17 protein-coding genes are annotated in these 14,677 nt (G+C 72.3%); 5 read left to right on the top strand and 12 right to left on the bottom strand.

The window, feature by feature from the left end:
* Positions 1-3: 3 nt before the first annotated feature.
* Positions 4-1,146 (top strand): Mrp/NBP35 family ATP-binding protein, encoded by a 1,143-nt coding sequence (locus tag ACYVNR_RS06735; protein ID WP_461047410.1) that lies wholly within the window; start codon positions 4-6, stop codon positions 1,144-1,146.
* A 218-nt stretch (positions 1,147-1,364) separates the two neighbouring features.
* Here the strand turns inward: ACYVNR_RS06735 and ACYVNR_RS06730 are convergent, their stop codons facing one another.
* The 5 genes from ACYVNR_RS06730 to ACYVNR_RS06710 all read right to left on the bottom strand — a co-directional run bounded on the left by ACYVNR_RS06730 (position 1,365) and on the right by ACYVNR_RS06710 (position 5,465).
* Entirely contained in the window at positions 1,365-1,718 is a 354-nt protein-coding gene (locus ACYVNR_RS06730; protein WP_045191816.1) for a twin-arginine translocase TatA/TatE family subunit, read from the bottom strand.
* 70 nt (positions 1,719-1,788) lie between these two features.
* Complete coding sequence (locus tag ACYVNR_RS06725; RefSeq protein WP_461047407.1) at positions 1,789-3,501, bottom strand: S1C family serine protease; 1,713 nt, start codon at positions 3,499-3,501, stop codon at positions 1,789-1,791.
* Positions 3,498-4,175, bottom strand: coding sequence for an anti-sigma factor (locus tag ACYVNR_RS06720; RefSeq protein ID WP_458798501.1), 678 nt, complete (start codon positions 4,173-4,175; stop codon positions 3,498-3,500). Before ACYVNR_RS06720 ends, ACYVNR_RS06725 begins: the two co-directional genes overlap by 4 nt.
* An 18-nt stretch (positions 4,176-4,193) precedes the next feature.
* Entirely contained in the window at positions 4,194-4,841 is a 648-nt protein-coding gene (gene sigE, locus ACYVNR_RS06715; protein ID WP_458798502.1) for an RNA polymerase sigma factor SigE, read from the bottom strand.
* A 165-nt stretch (positions 4,842-5,006) separates the two neighbouring features.
* On the bottom strand, positions 5,007-5,465 hold the full coding sequence (locus ACYVNR_RS06710) for a hypothetical protein (RefSeq protein WP_045191820.1): 459 nt from the start codon (positions 5,463-5,465) through the stop codon (positions 5,007-5,009).
* A 72-nt stretch (positions 5,466-5,537) separates the two neighbouring features.
* On the opposite strand from ACYVNR_RS06710, the gene ACYVNR_RS06705 reads away from it, so the two are divergent.
* Positions 5,538-6,161 carry an O-methyltransferase gene (locus tag ACYVNR_RS06705; protein ID WP_045192006.1) on the top strand — a complete coding sequence of 208 codons (624 nt, stop codon included), beginning with the start codon at positions 5,538-5,540 and terminating at the stop codon, positions 6,159-6,161.
* A gap of 131 nt (positions 6,162-6,292) precedes the next feature.
* On the opposite strand, the gene ACYVNR_RS06700 is transcribed toward ACYVNR_RS06705, so the two are convergent.
* Positions 6,293-6,466 (bottom strand): DUF3117 domain-containing protein, encoded by a 174-nt coding sequence (locus tag ACYVNR_RS06700; RefSeq protein ID WP_076262632.1) that lies wholly within the window; start codon positions 6,464-6,466, stop codon positions 6,293-6,295.
* 152 nt (positions 6,467-6,618) lie between these two features.
* On the opposite strand from ACYVNR_RS06700, the gene ACYVNR_RS06695 reads away from it, so the two are divergent.
* Entirely contained in the window at positions 6,619-7,452 is an 834-nt protein-coding gene (locus ACYVNR_RS06695; protein ID WP_461047404.1) for an enoyl-CoA hydratase/isomerase family protein, read from the top strand.
* A 29-nt stretch (positions 7,453-7,481) separates the two neighbouring features.
* Here ACYVNR_RS06695 and ACYVNR_RS06690 read toward each other — a convergent pair whose 3' ends face one another.
* The 5 genes from ACYVNR_RS06690 to dapE form a co-directional block, all read right to left on the bottom strand.
* Positions 7,482-8,456 carry a hypothetical protein gene (locus tag ACYVNR_RS06690; RefSeq protein WP_461047402.1) on the bottom strand — a complete coding sequence of 325 codons (975 nt, stop codon included), beginning with the start codon at positions 8,454-8,456 and terminating at the stop codon, positions 7,482-7,484.
* 184 nt (positions 8,457-8,640) lie between these two features.
* The gene (locus ACYVNR_RS06685) at positions 8,641-9,858 is read right to left on the bottom strand and encodes a hypothetical protein (RefSeq protein ID WP_461047400.1); all 1,218 of its coding nucleotides are present in this window, start codon (positions 9,856-9,858) and stop codon (positions 8,641-8,643) included.
* Positions 9,855-10,385, bottom strand: a complete 531-nt coding sequence (locus ACYVNR_RS06680; protein ID WP_461047398.1) for a cell division protein DivIVA — start codon at positions 10,383-10,385, stop codon at positions 9,855-9,857. The genes ACYVNR_RS06685 and ACYVNR_RS06680 overlap by 4 nt, the downstream gene beginning before the upstream one ends.
* A complete protein-coding gene (locus ACYVNR_RS06675) occupies positions 10,382-11,155 on the bottom strand; it encodes an LOG family protein (protein WP_045191823.1) in 774 nt (257 codons plus the stop codon). The genes ACYVNR_RS06680 and ACYVNR_RS06675 overlap by 4 nt, the downstream gene beginning before the upstream one ends.
* A gap of 23 nt (positions 11,156-11,178) precedes the next feature.
* Positions 11,179-12,285: a succinyl-diaminopimelate desuccinylase gene (gene dapE / locus ACYVNR_RS06670; RefSeq protein WP_045191824.1), complete on the bottom strand. Its 1,107-nt coding sequence runs from the start codon at positions 12,283-12,285 to the stop codon at positions 11,179-11,181.
* A 98-nt stretch (positions 12,286-12,383) separates the two neighbouring features.
* Here dapE and dapD point away from each other — a divergent pair, with 98 nt between their 5' ends.
* Both dapD and ACYVNR_RS06660 read left to right on the top strand, forming a co-directional pair.
* A complete protein-coding gene (dapD, locus tag ACYVNR_RS06665) occupies positions 12,384-13,316 on the top strand; it encodes a 2,3,4,5-tetrahydropyridine-2,6-dicarboxylate N-succinyltransferase (RefSeq protein WP_045191826.1) in 933 nt (310 codons plus the stop codon).
* A gap of 58 nt (positions 13,317-13,374) precedes the next feature.
* Positions 13,375-14,265: a hypothetical protein gene (locus tag ACYVNR_RS06660; RefSeq protein WP_461047395.1), complete on the top strand. Its 891-nt coding sequence runs from the start codon at positions 13,375-13,377 to the stop codon at positions 14,263-14,265.
* 34 nt (positions 14,266-14,299) lie between these two features.
* Here ACYVNR_RS06660 and ACYVNR_RS06655 read toward each other — a convergent pair whose 3' ends face one another.
* A complete protein-coding gene (locus tag ACYVNR_RS06655) occupies positions 14,300-14,650 on the bottom strand; it encodes a hypothetical protein (protein WP_045191827.1) in 351 nt (116 codons plus the stop codon).
* Between the last annotated feature and the right edge of the window lie 27 nt (positions 14,651-14,677).

Here is a 14,677-nt window from a genome sequence, read left to right as displayed (position 1 = left end):
GACATGTCTGTCCCCGCTCTGCCCAGCCGCGACGCCATGCTCACGGCGCTGTCGAAGGTCAACGACCCCGAGATCCGCAAGCCGATCACCGAGCTCGGCATGGTCAAGTCGGTCGAGATCGACGACGCCGGCAAGGTGGACCTCGCGATCTTCCTCACCGTGTCGGGCTGCCCCATGAAGGACACGCTGACCCGCGACACGAGCAACGCGCTCCTGGCCCTCGAGGGCGTCACCTCCGTGGAGGTCGAGCTCGACGTCATGAGCGACGAGCAGCGCGCCGAGCTGCGCGCGCAGCTGCGTGGCGGGGCCCCCGAGAAGGAGATCCCCTTCGCCAAGCCCAAGAGCCTCACGAGGGTGTATGCCGTCGCGTCCGGCAAGGGCGGCGTCGGCAAGTCCTCGGTGACCGTGAACCTCGCTGCCGCGATGGCCGAGCAGGGTCTGCGGGTGGGCGTCGTCGACGCCGACGTCTACGGCTTCTCGGTGCCGCGCATGCTCGGCGTCGAGCAGCGCCCGACGCAGGTCGACGACATGATCCTGCCCCCCATCAGCCACGACGTGAAGGTCATCTCGATCGGCATGTTCGTGCCCGGCAACCAGCCCGTCGTGTGGCGCGGCCCGATGCTGCACCGGGCCCTGCAGCAGTTCCTCGGCGACGTCTTCTGGGGCGACCTCGACGTGCTGCTGCTCGACCTGCCGCCCGGCACCGGCGACATCGCCATCTCGGTCGCGCAGCTCATCCCGACTGCCGAGATCCTCGTCGTGACGACGCCGCAGCAGGCGGCCGCGGAGGTCGCCGAGCGGGCCGGCTCGATCGCGCTGCAGACCCATCAGCGGGTTGCCGGCGTCATCGAGAACATGAGCTGGCTCGAGCTGCCCGACGGCACCCGCCAGGAGATCTTCGGCTCCGGTGGCGGTCAGGCCGTGGCCGACTCGCTGTCCAAGAGCATCGGTGCGCCGGTGCAGCTGCTCGGTCAGATCCCCCTCGACACGCGCCTGCGCGAGGGCGGCGACACCGGCACGCCCGTGGTGCTCGGCGAGCCCGACTCGGCTGCCGGGGTCGCGCTGCGCGGCATCGCCCGTGGGCTCGGCACCCGCGCCCGCGGCCTCGCCGGTCGCAGCCTCGGCCTCACGCCCGCCGGCCGCTGACCCGCGCCCTCCCTTCTCCGATCGAAAGAACAGCTCGTCCTCGGACGAACTGTTCTCTCGATTGATGGAGCAGGGCCCAGCTGCCTCTTCATCGATAAAGCGATCCGCCCCACGGGCGGATCGCCTTTCTCGACGCCATGGGGCGGGACGGGACGACAGTCGCCGCGCTCGGGTCCCGGAGACCTACCGTGAGCCTGGTCGGGCCGCCCGGCGAGCCGTCACGTGGCCTCGTCGTCCCAGGGCGTCGGCACGGTCGGGTCGTGCCACTTCGGGGTGCTGACCGGCTTGTCGACGGCAGGCGTCGGCTCGTCCTCGTCGGGGGGCGAGGCCAGCGCGTCGCGCACGATCTTCCGGGGGTCGTACTGGCGCGGGTCGTAGGCCTTCCAGTCGACGTCGGAGAACTCCGGCCCCATCTCGTCCTTGAGCTGCTGCTTCGCCCGGTCGGCCATCGTGCGCGCCTGGCGGACGAACTTGCCGAACTTGGCGGCGTACTCGGGCAGTCGCTCGGGACCGAGGATGAGGATCGCGAGCAGAGCGAGCAGGATCAGCTCCCACCCGTTGATGTCGAACACAGTCCCTCGCTTCCAGCGCGTCTCGGCGCCGCCATCCTATGTCGGCGGCCAGCCGTCGGCCGCGCGGGGACTACTTGCCCGGATCGGCCTCGAGCTTCATGGTCAGCTCGATCTCTTGACCGCCGCGCTCGACCTTGAGCCTCACCGTGTCGCCGACGGCCCGCGCCCGGATGGAGACGATGAGCTGGTCGGGCGTGCGGATGCGCTTGCCCTCGAAGCCGACGACGACGTCGCCGGCCTTGACGCCGGCCTTGGCGGCGGGGCCGCCGGCCGTCACGGCGCCGGGCGCGTCGGACACCTGGGCGCCGTCGCCGGAGAAGGTGCGGTCGAGCGAGACGCCGATGATCGGGTGGGTGGCCTTGCCCGTCGCGATGAGCTGGTCGGCGGTGCGCCGGGCCTGGTCGCTAGGGATGGCGAAGCCGAGCCCGATGCTGCCGCCGGTGGAGCCGGTGGTGCCCGGGACCCGGGCGATGGCGCTGTTGATGCCGATGACGTCGCCGCTCATGTCGAGCAGGGGGCCACCCGAGTTGCCGGGGTTGATGGCCGTGTCGGTCTGGATCGCGTTGATGAACGAGGACTCGGGACCCTCGCCGGCGCTGACCGGCCGGTTGAGCGCGCTGACGATGCCGGTGGTCACGGTCTGGTCGAGCCCGAGCGGCGCCCCGACGGCGATCACCTGGTCGCCGACGACGACCTTGTCGGAGGGCCCGAGCCGCAGGGGGGTCAGGTCGGTGCGCGCGATCTTCAGCACCGCGAGGTCGTAGCTGGTGTCGCGGCCGACGATCGTGGCCTTCTGCGCGTCGCCGTTGCTGAGCACGACCTCGATGTCGCCGCCCGGGGCCGCCGCGACGACGTGGTTGTTCGTCAGCACGTGCCCCTTCTTGTCGATGACGAAGCCCGACCCGGTGGCCGACCCCTCGCTGCCGCCGTCGACCTTGATCGTGACGACGCTGGGCAGGGCGGCCGCGGCGATGTTGGCGACCGAGCCGGGCGGTCGCGCGGTCGCACCGGGGCCGGGCTCGGGCAGCGTGGACGTGCCGGTGTTGATGCGGTCCTCGGCGAGCTGGCCGGCCACTCCGCCGACGAGTCCCGAGAGCAGGCAGAGCCCTGCCACCGCCGCGACGAGTCGACCGCGTCGCCGGCGGGCCGGGGCGGGAGGATCGTCGGTCAGCAGCACGCCGCCGGCCGAGGGTCCGGCGGAGGGTGACCCGTAGGTCCAGCCCTGGGGGCCACCACTTGCGTATGCCGTCGCGCCGGCGCTCGCGGCCCCGCTCGCTGCCGCTGCGGCATCGTCAGCGGTGGCCGGGCCGGCCGCAGGGGCGGCCACCGGCGTGCTCGGGTCACCGTCGTGCGCCGGAGGTGCGTAGGCGGAACGGTGCGCCTGATCGGCTCTGGCGTCGGCGCGGTCGCTGCCCCAGGACGAGTCGGCCCTGGCCGGGACCCCGGCACCCTCGCCCGGGTGCTCGCCACCGAAGACGTCGAACCAGGCGTCGTCACCGTTGTCGTCGCCGCGACCGCCCGGCATCGAGCCGGTCGAGCCACCCGTGGGGGGCTCCGGCTGAGGGGCGGAGGCGGACGCGGGCGGGCCCGGCTGGGCCGCTGGTCCAGCCGGGATGGCCCGGGTGTCGTGCAGGTCGATGATGCCGGTCGGCTCACGGTCCGGGGCAGGTGCTGCGGCGACGGCGTCCTGCTCGGCGGGTCGCGCGGGTGAAGCGGGCTCGGGCACCCCTGCGGCAGGGGCCGGGGTCGGCTCGCGGTCCGGCGTCGTCGACTCGTCGGTCATGGGCTCGATTGTGCCGAACTGACGTCGGCGCCGCGCAGGAGGGCCCGCGCACCGGACGGCGTGGGCGCACGGTTGACGACGCGGGTGGTCACGACCCAGTAGGCCGAGCGGCTGGCGGCCTCGGTGCTGCGCTGCGCGTCGCGGTTCGTGACGCGCGCTGCCGGCAGCGCGGTGCCACCGAGGTTGGACGAGCCGACGGTGGCACCGAGGTTCGCGACGGGAGGACGCACCACGGCCGCCCGGGTGCCCGGGACGGGCGTGATGGCCAGGCCCCACGCCGCGGCCACGGAGGCGCCGGCGGCGATCGAGGCGACCACCGCGGCGCGCATGGGCGAGCGGTGCAGGGCGGGGGCGGTCGGCCGCACGGTGGGCACGGGCTCGTAGGACGGCGTCGACGGCATACGGAAGCCGAGGGGCGGCATCGGCACGCGCGGCGCGTCGGTCCCCGGCGCGGACTGCGCAGGTGCGGCCGCGGCGAGCCCCATGAGCGAGGTGCGCAGGCTCATCGGCACGCCGGTGTCGGCCCGCAGCGACGCGACGATGCGCCGCTCCTGGTCGGCGGCGGCGCGGCACGACGTGCAGCACACGACATGCTTGTCGTAGAGGTGCAGGAGCGCAGGCGGGAGCGCACGGTCGACGTACGCGCGTACGTGTCCCTTCAGGTGCGGCGTCACGACATCACCCCGGCCCCATCAGCGCGTGCTCGCCGCGACTCGACGACCGGGAAGGCGCAGGCCGGCGCGGCCGGTTCGCGTGCCGGGTTTGGCGGGGCGGGCCGCAGCGGCGACCTCGGGGGCCCGGTGGGCGAGGGCCTCGCGCAGCTGGGCGCGGCCGCGGTGGATGCGCGAGCGCACGGTGCCCAGCTTGACGCCGAGCGTCGCGCTGATCTCCTCGTAGGACAGGCCCTCGATGTCGCACAGGACGACGGCGGCGCGGAACTCCGGGGCGAGCGCGTCGAGGGCCCGCTGCACGTCGTCGTCGAAACGGGCGTCGTGATAGGTCTGCTCCGGGCCCTTCTCGAAGCTCGGGAGGCGGCCCGCGGCGTCGTCCGGGAGGGCGTCGAAGCGGATGCGCTGCTTGCGCCGCATCTTGTCGAGGAAGACGTTCGTGGTGATGCGGTGCAGCCAGCCCTCGAACGTGCCGGGCTGGTAGGAGTGCAGGGAGCGGAAGACGCGCACGAACACGTCGTGCGTCAGGTCCTCGGCGTCGTGGGGGTTGCCCGTCAGGCGGTAGGCCAGGCGGTAGACGCGGGCCGAGTGCTGCTCCACGATCTCCTCCCAGGTGGGAGGCGTCCATGTCGAGTCGGCCTGCTCCCCGGGGGCGGGAGAGGTGGACGTCACGCTGGTGCTCACTGGGGGCAGGGCCTTTCACGGGGACGGTTCATCGACATAACGCCGTCGATGTTCGATTCGTTCCCACTGATCGTCCCGACTCCGGCTGTCGGGGCGCCAGCCGGAACCTGTGGATCGCCTGTGGGTCGTGCTCGGTGTGGCGCGGACCGACGGTCACGGCGACTGCTCGGATCCGTCGTGCGGGACGGCCTCGTGATGGCGCCGGCCGTGGGTGCGACGGTCCTCCTTCATCTCGGCCTCGAAGAGGTGTCGGCGGCCGCCGGCGAGGTCGTCGCGGGCGAGCGCCTCGAGCCGCTTGAACGTCGCGTAGTAGCCGTCGTCGTACTCCTCGACGACCTGGAAGGTCCAGCGGCCCTCGATGACGTTGCGCCCCACGAGCTCGGTGGAGACCTGCTCGGCCAGCTCGGCGTGCCCCGCGTCGCGCAGCAGGTCCACGGCCTCGCCGAGCGCCAGGTCGGCCATCCCGGTCAGGCGGTGGAAGCCGTAGAGGTGCCCGCGTGCGTCCTCGACGACCTCGAGGGCCTCGGAGAGCTTGCCGAGCGCCTCCACGGTCGCGTCGTCGAGGCCCTCGGGGCGCCGGTGCTCTGTGGTCGGCCGGTCCGCTTCGTCCATGACCCGATCCTTACCCGATCGGGCACGAGAGGCAGCCGAAGTCGTCGATCCGGTCACAGTAGGGTGACGGACATGAGCACCCAGAAGGTCGCAGCCTGGTCGCACGCCGAGGAGTTCGTCGCCGCGAGCGAGCACGTCGACGAGGCCCGCCGGCGAGGTGAGGAGCTCGGCGCCGAGTCGGTCGGCAACGGCGTGGGGTCGGTGCTGCAGATGCTCGCGGCCGCCATCGGCGCCAAGGCGGTCATGGAGATCGGCACCGGCGCAGGCGCCTCCGGCCTGTGGCTGCTCGGCGGCATGCCCGCCGACGGCATCCTCACGACCATCGACCTCGACACCGAGCACCAGCGCGCCGCCCGCGAGGCGTTCGCGGCCGCGGGCATCGCCCACCAGCGCACCCGTGTCATCGCCGGGCGTGCTCTCGAGGTGCTCCCCCGCATGACCGACGCCGCCTACGACCTCGTCGTCGTCGACGCCGACAAGCAGGAGTACCCGGACTACCTCACCCAGGCCACGCGCCTGCTGCGCCCCGGTGGCACGCTCGTCATGACGTGGAGCGACAAGGAGTCCGACCCCGCCAACCGCGACACAGAGACCCGCACCCTGCGCGACGTCGGCCGCGCCATCCGCGACCACGACCAGTTCGCCGTGTCCCTGCTGCCCGTCGGCGAGGGCCTGCTCGTCGCCGTGAAGCGATAGATCACGTATGCCGCCCGGCGGGCCGGGCGGCATACGTGATCGGTGGACCGGGCCGGGTGGATGTGGCCGGGGACGCGAAACGGCCCCCGACCTGGCGGTCAGGGGCCGTCGAACCTGGATCGGGCGAGGGGTCAGCTGACGCCGTCACAACCCTGGATCGCGTCACGCAGAGCTGCAGCCTCGTCGGGGGTCATCTCGACGACGAGCCGGCCACCGCCCTCAAGGGGCATCCGCAGCACGATGCCGCGGCCCTCCTTGACGACCTCGAGCGGGCCATCGCCGGTCCTCGGCTTCATTGCTGCCATGGTTCCCCTTCCCTAGGAATCCTCGGTCTTTGGTCCCATTATTCCGTGTCTCGTTTGCGAGACCTAATTGGGGATGTGAGAGTCCGCACGTCAGGGCATTGCGGAGCCCGTCCCGCTTCCCCGCCGGGACGGATTGGGACAGAGTGACGCCCATGACCGAGACCGCCGACGACCGCCGTCCCGCCGAGAGCCCCGACTCCCCCACACCCCTGCTCGTCGAGGTGACCGACGGCGTCGCGTGGCTGCGGCTCAACCGACCCGATGCCATGAACAGCCTCGACAACGCCCTCAAGGACGCCCTCGTGGCGGCGCTGCGCGAGGTCGGCGAGGACCCCGCGGTCCGCTGCGTGGTGCTGACCGGCAGCGGGCGCGCCTTCTGCGTCGGTCAGGACCTCAAGGAGCACGTGCGCAGCCTCGGCGACCCGAGCTCCACGCTCGCCACCACGGTCACCGACCACTACAACCCGATCGTCATCGCCCTGTCGACGATGAACAAGCCGGTCGTCGCGGCGCTCAACGGGGTGGCGGCCGGCGCCGGGCTCAGCTTCGCGCTCGCCTGCGACTTCCGCATCGCCTCCGACCTGGCCGGCCTCAACACCTCGTTCGCGGGGATCGCGCTCTCGTGCGACTCCGGCGCGTCGTGGTCGCTCCCCCGCCTCGTCGGGCCGGCGCGCGCCAAGGAGCTGCTGCTGATGCCGCGCACCGTCCCGGCCGACGAGGCCTTGGCGCTGGGGCTCGTGACGAGGGTCGTGCCGGCCGACGAGCTCGAGACCGCGGCCGGCGATCTTGCCCGGCAACTCGCCGACGGCCCGACCCTGGCCTACGGTTCGATCCGGCGCGCGGTCGCCTACTCCGCGAGCGCCGACCTGGCGGACGCCCTCGCCAACGAGGCCGAGCTGATGGCCCTCACCGGGGCGAGCAACGACCACCGTGCGGCGGTCGATGCCTTCCTCGCCAAGCAGGCCCCGACCTACACCGGCACCTGACGCGGTCTGGAGGCTGGCGTGCGTCCCGCTCAGCACGCTCGCCCGAGAGGGATGGCGCCTCGTTCCGTCGCAACCACCGGCGCTCTCGTGCCGGTGCGCACGGCGTTCGCGTGGGCGCGCTCGATGCGAGCCAGCTGCGCGGCCGGGTCACGGGCGAGCGCGGCCGGAGTGACCCCGATGACCACCACGCGGAGGGCTGACAGGTCCGAGCCGGCCTCGACGGTGGCGTCCCAGTCAAGGCCGTTGGCGTGGAAGGTCCGGGACTGGACCAACACCGCCATCCCGACCTCGTCGAACCACAGGTCGGGCGAGGTCAGCACCTCACCGGAGGGTCCAGCGAGCAGGGGGTTGGCCATGGGTCGAGGGAGAGTGCGCGAGCTCTTCACCAGGGCGAGCAGGTCGGCTTCGGGCACAGACCACGCGCCGGCCGCCACCTCGTCGAGCATGCGGCGCAGCCGAACCGACCCGGCTCGGCCCCGCGCGTCCACCCAGTGCTCGAGGTCGTCGAGCCGTACGAGACGGCGCTGCACCGCCTCGATGAAGATCGCGCGAGCGGTTCGACCGTCTGCAGTCTCGGAGGCGGCATCCACCACCGCGCGCGCCAGGCAGCCGAGGCGAAGGGGGCCTCGCGACACCAGAGGCTCCCCGCCCAAGGTCGTGCTCCGGATGTCGGCCCATGCGATGCGGCGAGACCGACGGGGCGCCGGCACGAGAACCCTGATCGGCGTCGTCACCGGACAGGCCCGGATGCCGTGCAGGGCAGCGGCGCTCGAGCCGGCCAGCCAGGCGTCCTCTCCCGCCAGGAGTTGTGCCGCGACGAGTCGCTGCTGGAGCGTGGGCAGGCCGGTCTGCAGCACGTAGACCCCCGGGAGCACCAGGCGCCAGTCGCGGCCGATGCGCCACCGCAGCGTCTCGCGGCTGACGCCAGCTCCGAGGAGCTGGCGACGGGTCACGACACCCCATTGGGACTCGGCCAGTGCTGTCGCCGCTGCAGTGAGTGCCATGCCTCAGGGTGGCCCCGGGGCCGGGTCCACCACTTGCCCCTGCTCCTGGTTGTGGATCACCCTGCTCGTTCGGAGAGGGGTGTGGACAAAGCGGGCTTCTGGCGCATGGTTCGCGTGATGGTCCGGCGTCCGGGGTGGTCATCACCACACGAGGTGCCCGATCATCAGCCCGTCGTCGAACTGGTTACGGGGGGAAGTCGCCGTTGGGCGACGGCACGTAGCGCCAGAGCACCTCGGTCCACCAGTACTGGCCCGCGACGAAGGCGAGCAGCAGCGGCACGAACCGCCACAGCAGGCGCCGCCACGTGTTGCCGCGCCGGTCGCCCCAGCCGGCGCCGAGCACGACGACGAGCAGCGGGAAGAGCGGCAGGAGGTAACGGAAGATGCTCGTGAAGGGGTCGAGCGAGGCGATGAGGTAGAAGGTGTAGCCCAGCGTCCAGGTGCGCAGGTCGGCGCCGAGGTTGCGGGCCCACGGGCCGGCGACCATGAGCAGCACGACGATCGGACCGCCGACGAGCCACGGCCCCCACGTGGCGTCCTGCAGCCGGTCGATGTAGGGCACGAACAGCTCGACCGTGTCGTAGCTGCGCCAGGCGGCCATCGTGTCGGTGTAGGCCGAGCTCGACCCGGTGCGCCACCACGCGATCGCGGGCCACAACAGCCCGGCGACGCCGCAGCCGACGAGCGAGGCGAGCATGGACGCGTACGTGCCGGTCGAGATCGGCGCCTCGCGCCGCCTGCGCCACCGCATCACCACGACCACGAGGGTCACGAGCCCCAACGGTGCCGCGATCGGCCGGGACAGGCCGGTGAGCAGCGCGACCGCGGTGGCGACGAGCCATCTCTCCCGCGAGAGCGCGTAGAGGTAGCCGACGAGCAGCAGCATCGCGAGCGACTCGGTGTAGGCGAGCTGCAGCGTGACCGACGCCGGGAAGCTCGCCCACAGGGCGACGACGAGGTATGCCGCCGGGTCGCCGATGCGCGGACGCAGCAGCAGACCCATGAGGACCGCGGCGCCGACGCCGCAGACCAGCGCGATGCTGGAGGCGACGGTCGGGAAGTCGAGACCGGTCAGCGTCATGCCGGCCCGCGACAGCATCGGGAAGAGGGGGTAGAAGGCCCACGGGTTCTGGCCGACCCGGCCGGAGTCACCGATCGGCAGCACGTCGGGGTAGCCGGTTGCGGCGATCTTGCCGTACCACTCGCCGTCCCACAGCGCGGTGAACGAGAAGAACGTGACCGGCACCCCGTCGCCGCCCGTCATGCTGCTCGGCACCTGCCGGGGCAGCACCACGAGCAGGATGGTCGTCGACACGACCCGGGCGAGCGCGTACGCGGCGAGCACCCAGCCGATGAAGACGCGTCGTGAGGTCGGGGGGCGCAGCGGGTGGACCACGGTCATGGGGTGCGTTCGTGCCCGCCGGTCGGGGCGGACGTCGCACGCGCGCCGCCCTCGTCGTCGACTCGCGTCCCGGACTCCGCGACCGGGTCCGGGGTCGGGGTCGGGCTGGGGTCGGGGTCGCGGACGGGTTCCGCGGTCCGCTCCTCGCCCGGCTCCGGTGCGGGCTCGGTGATCGGCTCGGCGGCCGCGTCGTCTGCTGGCTCCGCCTCCGGGGACGCCTCGGCAGCCGCACCGTCGTTCTCAGCTCGCACGTGTGCGCCCCGCAGCACGGCGATCTCCTCGTCCTTCTCGCGCAGCTCGCGGCGCAGCCGGTCGACCACGCCGTCGACCTGGCTCATCCGGTAGCCGCGGGCACCGACGTCGAAGACGAGGTCGTCGAAGTCGGTGTCGGCGAGCGGCTCGTCGGGCAGCGGTTCGTGGCTCAGGCTCGAGCTCGCGCGCCCGAGCCCGCCGCCGGCGAGCCCGAGCAGGAGGGCGACGACGAGGCACAGGACGACGATCCCGACGAGGAGGATGAACCACTTCACGTGCGCGGCTCCTCGTAGGTGCGGATCAGCTTGACCGCCTCGTGGGGGTCGTCGGTGACGACGAGCCGGTCGACGTCGTCGGGGGTGATCATGCCGTTGTCGAGGACCGTCGTGCGCAGCCAGTCGAGCAGGCCCTGCCAGTACTCGCTGCCCATGAGCACGACGGGGAACTCGGTGACCTTCTGGGTCTGCGCCAGCGTCAGCGCCTCGAAGAGCTCGTCGAGCGTGCCGAACCCGCCGGGCAGCACGATGAACCCGCGGGAGTACTTGAGGAACATGACCTTGCGGGCGAAGAAGTAGCGGAAGTTGATGCCGAGGTCGACGTACTCGTTGAGGCCGGTCTCGAAGGGCAGCTCGATGCCGAGCCCGACCGAGGTGCCCTTCGCCTCGAACGCGCCGCGGTTCGCCGCCTCCATCGCGCCGGGGCCACCGCCGGTGATGACGGCGTAGCCCTCCTCGACGAGCAGGCGCCCGACCTCGACCCCCATGGCGTATGCCGCGTCGTCAGGTCGCGTGCGGGCGGAACCGAAGACGGCGACCGCCGGGCCGAGCTCGGACAAGGCGCCGAAGCCCTCGACGAACTCCGACTGGATGCGCATGACCCGCCACGGGTCGGCATGCAGCCAGTCGGTGCGCTGGTGGGCCTCGAGCAGGCGCTGGTCGGTGGTGGTGCGGGGCACCTTGTGACGCCGCAGGGTCACCGGTCCGGTCTGGCGGCGGTCCTCTCGCGGCTCCGCGGGCAGGCGGGGGTCGGGTTGTTCGTCGGTCACACCGACAACCCTATGCGGCGCGGCTATGCGAGCCAGCGCAGCAGCGCGGCCTCGGCGTCGGCGTACTGTCCGACGGGGCAGCGCTCGTCGTCCATGTGGGCCAGGTTGGGGTCGCCGGGTCCGTAGTTGACGGCGGGGATGCCGAGCGTCGAGAAGCGGGCGACGTCGGTCCACCCCTCCTTGGCGCTGACCGGCACGCCGAGGGCGTCGATGAAGGCCTTGGCCGCCGGAAGGAGCAGGCCGGGACGGGCGCCGTCGGCGGCGTCGGTGAGCTCGACGTCGAACCCGTCGAAGACCTGGCGCACGTGGGCGAGCGCCTCGTCGGCGTTCTTGTCGGGCGCGTAGCGGTAGTTGACGGTGACGACGCACCGGTCGGGGATGACGTTGCCCGCGATGCCGCCGGAGATGCCCACGGCCTGGAGGGCCTCGTGGTAGTCGAGGCCGTCGACGGTGATGGTCTCGGCCTCGTAGGCGGAGAGGCGCGCCAGGACGGGAGCGGCGTCGTGGATCGCGTTGTGCCCCTTCCACGGGCGGGCGGAGTGCGCGGCGATGCCCTTGGTCGTGATCTCGACGCGGAGCGTGCCCTTGCAGCCCCCTTCGATGGCCCCGTTGGTCGGCTCGAGCAGCACGGCGAAGTCTCCGACCAGCAGCTCGGGAGAGGTCTGGGCGAGCCGGGCCAGGCCGTTGAACTTCCCGTCGATCTCCTCGCACTCGTAGAAGAGGAAGGTGAGGTCGCGGGCCGGCTCGGTGACCTCGGCCGCGATGCGGAGCATGACGGCGACGCCGCCCTTCATGTCGACGGTGCCGCGGCCCCACAGCACGTCGTCGACGCGGCGCGTCGGAAGGTTGGGGACGTCGGTCAGCGGCACCGTGTCGATGTGGCCCGCGAGCACGACGCGCTCCTCGCGCCCGAGGGAGGTGCGGGCGACGACGGTGTTGCCGTCGCGGGTCACCTCGAGGTGCGCGAGCGGACGCAGTGCCGCCTCGATCGCGTCGGCGAGCGCCTCCTCGTCCTGGCTGACCGACTCGATGTCGCAGATCGCCGCGGTGAGGGTCGTGACGTCGGCGCCGAGGTCGAGGACCGGGCCGGTCGCGGAGGTCTGGTCGGCGGGCAGCGGGGTCGACGGCATACGTGAGAGGCTAGCCGCCCCGTGCTGCGGGCGGGCGCCGGAGTCCGCTCCGCGGGTGCGTGTGCCGACCCGCGGCGCTGCCCCATATCCTTGCCGCCATGTCGGAGCGCAGCGCATGGGGTCACGGACTGACGACGATCACGGACGACGGGCAGGTGCTCGACACCTGGTTCCCGCAGCCCGCGCTGGGTGCGGCACCCGGTGACGCGGCGGTGCCGGAGGGGCTCGAGGCCCTGGTCGGCACCGACGAGGCCCGGCGCGTGCGCACCGAGGTGCGGCTCGTCGAGATCGACCTCGACGCCGCCCCCGCCGACGCCCCCGACGCGTACCTTCGCCTGCACCTGCTCTCGCACTGCCTCGTCGCCCCCAACACGATCAACCTCGACGGCGTCTTCGGCGCCCTGCCGAACATCGCCTGGACGAGCGCCGGCGCCTGCGCGGTCGAGGGCTTCGAGCAGACCCGGCTGCGCCTGCGGGCCCGGGGGCAGCACGTCGCGGTCTACGGCGTCGACAAGTTCCCGCGCATGACCGACTTCGTGGTCCCGCAGGGCGTGCGCATCGCCGATGCCGACCGCGTACGCCTGGGCGCCCACCTCTCCCCCGGCACCACGGTCATGCACGAGGGCTTCTGCAACTTCAACGCCGGCACCCTCGGCACGTCGATGGTCGAGGGCCGCATCGTGCAGGGCGTCGTCGTCGGCGACGGGTCCGACATCGGCGCCGGCGCGTCCATCATGGGCACGCTCTCGGGCGGCGGCACGGAACGCGTCAGCATCGGTGAGCGTTGTCTGGTCGGAGCCAACGGCGGCATCGGCATCGCTCTCGGCGACGACTGCGTCGTCGAGGCCGGGCTCTACGTGACGGCGGGGACCAAGGTGACGCTTCCCGACGGGTCCGTGGTCAAGGCCAAGGAGCTGTCGGGATCGAGCAACATCCTGTTCCTCCGCAACAGCGTCAGCGGTGCCGTCGAGGCCCGTGACCGCAAGGGCACGGGCATCACCCTGAACGCCGCGCTGCACGCCAACGACTGAACCGACCCCCGCTCCCCTTCGACCGGTTCAGACCAGAGCCGGACCACCTGAGGACCCCATGCCGACGACCCGACCGGGCCCCACCCTCGCCGAATCCCGCGGCCGCGGGTCATCGCGCGGGCAGACCCCCGCGCGCCGCCGACGCCGCTGGGTGACCCTGCTCGTCGTCGTCGCACTCGTGGGCGGAGCAGGGTGGTTCGCGGCCCGCCTGCTCATCTCCAGCGTCGTCAACCCGCAGTGCACCATCAAGGCCTCCGGCGTGACCGAGACCTTCGACCCCGACCAGACGGCCAACGCCGCGCTCATCTCGGCGCTGTCGGTGAAGCGGGACATGCCCCCGCGAGCAGCGACCATCGCGCTCACGACCGCCTTCCAGGAGTCGAAGATCCGCAACCTGCGCTACGGCGACCGCGACTCGGTCGGCCTCTTCCAGCAGCGGCCGAGCCAGGGCTGGGGCACCGAGAAGCAGATCCTCGACCCCGTCTACGCGACGAACCGGTTCTACGACGCCCTCGAGAAGTACAAGGGCTACGAGACGGCCGACATCACGAAGATCGCCCAGCGCGTTCAGAAGAGCGGCTTCCCCGAGGCCTACCGTGACCACGAGGGCCAGGGCCGCGTGCTCGCCTCGACGCTGACGGGCCACTCCCCCGCCGGACTCACCTGTCGTCTCGACGCCGTCAAGCAGTCGGTCTCCCCCTCCCGGGTGGTCGGCGACCTGTCGCAGCAGATGGGAGTCACCTCCGCGAAGGCCCGCGACGGGAAGGTCACCGTCTCGGCCGGCGACGCGACCATCGCCTGGGCGGTCGCGCACTGGTCGGTCGCCCGCGCCGAGATGTACGGCGTCACGTCCGTGTCGATCGGCGACCGCGCGTGGGACCGTGACCGCGGCGACGAGGGTTGGTCGCAGGGCACGGCCGGGACGACGGTCACCGTCACGCTCGGCTGACGGCATACCGGATCGGGCCGGTGAGGGGCGGACCTCAGCCGGTGACCTTGTCGAGGTGCTGGAGCAGGTCGTGCGCCGCCAGCTCGACGTCCTTGTGCCGCCACTCCGACGCTCGGTAGACGCAGGCGATGAGCGCCGTGCGATGGACCCGACGCAGGTCGCCGTAGACGAACGCGTAGCGCGCCTTCGTCTCGTCGTTCGCGCCCTCGGTGAGCCCGAGGTGCCACGCCGCGTACTCGTCCCAGGAGTGCTTCTCGAGGTACGCGTTCTGCGCCTCGGCCCCCGGCTGGACCTGCCCCCAGTCGCTGTCGAGGACGTACTGCCGGGCGTCGATGAGCTCGCGGCACCGGGCGACGGCCGCGTCGTTGACGAGGTACTTGGCCATCACCCCATCATGCCGATGCCCCCGTCC

This window comes from Terrabacter koreensis (assembly GCF_054783315.1).
This window is presented reverse-complemented; position numbering and strand designations above follow the sequence as displayed.

What these genes read in the sequence shown, in the direction of transcription:
- ACYVNR_RS06735 (WP_461047410.1), top strand. Translation starts at nt 4, where the DNA reads ATGTCTGTCCCCGCTCTGCCCAGCCGCGACGCCATGCTCACGGCGCTG.
- ACYVNR_RS06725 (WP_461047407.1), bottom strand. Translation starts at nt 3,501, where the DNA reads ATGACCGACGAGTCGACGACGCCGGACCGCGAGCCGACCCCGGCCCCT.
- ACYVNR_RS06710 (WP_045191820.1), bottom strand. Translation starts at nt 5,465, where the DNA reads ATGGACGAAGCGGACCGGCCGACCACAGAGCACCGGCGCCCCGAGGGC.
- ACYVNR_RS06705 (WP_045192006.1), top strand. Translation starts at nt 5,538, where the DNA reads ATGAGCACCCAGAAGGTCGCAGCCTGGTCGCACGCCGAGGAGTTCGTC.
- ACYVNR_RS06700 (WP_076262632.1), bottom strand. Translation starts at nt 6,466, where the DNA reads ATGGCAGCAATGAAGCCGAGGACCGGCGATGGCCCGCTCGAGGTCGTC.
- ACYVNR_RS06695 (WP_461047404.1), top strand. Translation starts at nt 6,619, where the DNA reads ATGACCGAGACCGCCGACGACCGCCGTCCCGCCGAGAGCCCCGACTCC.
- ACYVNR_RS06690 (WP_461047402.1), bottom strand. Translation starts at nt 8,456, where the DNA reads ATGGCACTCACTGCAGCGGCGACAGCACTGGCCGAGTCCCAATGGGGT.
- ACYVNR_RS06685 (WP_461047400.1), bottom strand. Translation starts at nt 9,858, where the DNA reads ATGACCGTGGTCCACCCGCTGCGCCCCCCGACCTCACGACGCGTCTTC.
- dapE (WP_045191824.1), bottom strand. Translation starts at nt 12,285, where the DNA reads ATGCCGTCGACCCCGCTGCCCGCCGACCAGACCTCCGCGACCGGCCCG.
- dapD (WP_045191826.1), top strand. Translation starts at nt 12,384, where the DNA reads ATGTCGGAGCGCAGCGCATGGGGTCACGGACTGACGACGATCACGGAC.
- ACYVNR_RS06660 (WP_461047395.1), top strand. Translation starts at nt 13,375, where the DNA reads ATGCCGACGACCCGACCGGGCCCCACCCTCGCCGAATCCCGCGGCCGC.
- ACYVNR_RS06655 (WP_045191827.1), bottom strand. Translation starts at nt 14,650, where the DNA reads ATGGCCAAGTACCTCGTCAACGACGCGGCCGTCGCCCGGTGCCGCGAG.